The sequence below is a fragment of the Arthrobacter sp. UC242_113 genome, assembly GCF_044054585.1.
Classification (GTDB): domain Bacteria; phylum Actinomycetota; class Actinomycetes; order Actinomycetales; family Micrococcaceae; genus Arthrobacter.
The window spans coordinates 1-2119 of record NZ_CP171969.1 but is presented as its reverse complement, the minus strand read 5'-3'; the positions used below and the strand labels follow the sequence as shown (position 1 = coordinate 2119).

Sequence of the window (2119 nt, the reverse complement as noted above, 5' to 3'; positions counted from 1 at the left end):
TGTTAACGCCAACTGAAAATAGGGCCACTTTGCCAACTGAAAGAGGGCCACGGGTCGCTGTTCCATTGTGCCTTGAGCTGGCTTCTCGTCTCCGTTCCGGAGCCGGCAGCCGTGACCGGTGAGGTTCAGGACTTCTGCGTGGTGAACGATCCGGTCGATCATCGCCGAGGCCACTGTCGCGTCGCTGAAGACCTCACCCCACCTACTGAAGGCGAGGTTGCTGGCACCAGGGGAGGCGTGTTCATAGCGGGATGAGACCAGCTGGAAGAACAGGTTGGCCAGTCTTGGTCGAAAGGGATGTAACCGACTTCGTCAACGATGAGCAGCTTGTAACGGCGCAACTTGGCCAGTTCCTGGGGTAGCCGTCCGCGGTCGTGGGCTTCGGCCAGTCTAGATACCCACCCGGTCGCTGTGTCGAACAGGACGCGATGCCCGGCGCGTGCGGCCCGGATTCCGATCCCGACGGCCAGATGGGTTTTCCCGGTGCCGGGCGGGCCGAGTAGGACTACGTTCTTTGCTTCTTCCAGAAAGACCCCAGTGCCCAGATGAGCGACGAGGTTCCGGTCCGCGGCAGGCTGGTGGTCGAAGTTGAACTCTTCCAGCAATTTGTGTCCGGGGAACCTCGCGGCCCTGATCCGCAGGGCGGCCCCGGAGGCTTCGCGTTCGGCGACCTCGCGGGAGAGGACGGCGGCGAGGTATTCCTCGTGTGACCAGCCTGCTTCCCGTGCCCGGTCGCCGAGGGATCGGTAGCCGTCGGCGATTCGTGGGGCGCGCAGTGCACGGGCGTAGTAGTCGATGTCCTTCACCGCCCCGTTCACCGTCCTGCCCCGGAGAGCTCGCGGGCGTCGTCGGGGATGGCGACGCCAAAAAGTTCGTCATAGATCGACAGGTCCCGTTCCTCCACCACCGTGGACCGTCCGGCCTTGACGCTGCGGTGGATCCGTCGGAGGTAGGCGGCCTTGTCCACGTGCCCGGGGTCAGTGAAGATCTGGTGTCTGGCCCACCGCCGCTCGTGGCTGGCAAGCAACCGGCCGTCGGCGCTCACCGTCACCTTTTCCAGGTCTGCTTCGACGTCCACGATCCGCCCGATCGCTCCCGGGTCCACGGAATAGTCGTTGGAGAAGACCCGCACGTAGTAGTCCCGTGGCAGCCGGACGCTGCTGCGGAAAGCGAACTCGGGCGCCACCGGCGTCAACGGGCGCATCGCTTCCCTGTCGCGGACCATGAGCTCGGCCGGGCGGCCGTGCCGGGTCCGGGAGTATCGGGCGTTCGCCCGCGGCAGCCAGTCCGCGAGCTGGTCGTTGAAAATCCAGCGGGGACGCGAACGTCCGGCCGGGCATGAAGCCCTGGCGGAAGTAACGGTTCATCCGCTCCACGATGCCCTTGGATTCTGGATCCCGTGGCGGCAACTGCCGGATCTCGCAGCCCAGCACGCCGGCGAACGCCGCCGCCGGCTCGGTCAGCCGCCCCTGGCCGATCCCTGATTCGTTGTCCCAGACCAGCTGCTTGGGCACTGCACCGGCCTCCTGCAGCAGCGACCACATCCCGCCCAGCAGATCAAAGGTCGTGCGGGTCGGCAGCATCCTGGCCTGGATGTATCCGGAGAACGCGCTCGTCATCACCAACACCGGGGGCTTGCCCTCCTGCCCGTGACCCAGCGGCAACGGCTGATGGGGAAACCACAAATCGCACTGCATCGCCTGGCCCGGTTGATCGACCAGCCGGTCCACCGGATCCGCCGGCGTATACTCGGGCCGGAGTCCACGGACCTTGTCCCGAAACGAGGACGCAGAGCCCGTCCAGCCGACGCGTTCGGCCAGTACCGAGGCCGGTATCGTCGGCGTCTGCGCCGACAAGGCCCGCACCTGCGGCGCGTAAGCATCGAAGCTCGAACCAGTCGGCTTCCGCTCATACTTCGGCGGCCACTCCGCCTCCAACGCTCGGTCCACCGTTCCCCGGGAAACCCCGAGCTGTTTAGCCAGCTCCCTCTTGGAGATTTTCTCCGTCGCGTATGGTGGCGTATCTGCGCCCAAACATCCGATGTGATCACCTTCCATAATGGTCAGTGGCCTCATTTTCAGTTGGCGTATTTGGCCCTATTTTCGGCTGGCGTCAACAG

The 2119-nt window shown here is 65.1% G+C and carries 2 pseudogenes; both read right to left on the bottom strand.

The window, feature by feature from the left end:
- Positions 1–93 precede the first annotated feature (93 nt).
- Positions 94–818 (bottom strand): annotated as a pseudogene (gene istB, locus ACHMXB_RS21170) (IS21-like element helper ATPase IstB); the annotation flags it as partial.
- Positions 815–2050, bottom strand: a pseudogene (istA, locus tag ACHMXB_RS21165) (IS21 family transposase). The pseudogenes istA and istB, both read right to left, overlap by 4 nt.
- Positions 2051–2119: the final 69 nt, after the last annotated feature.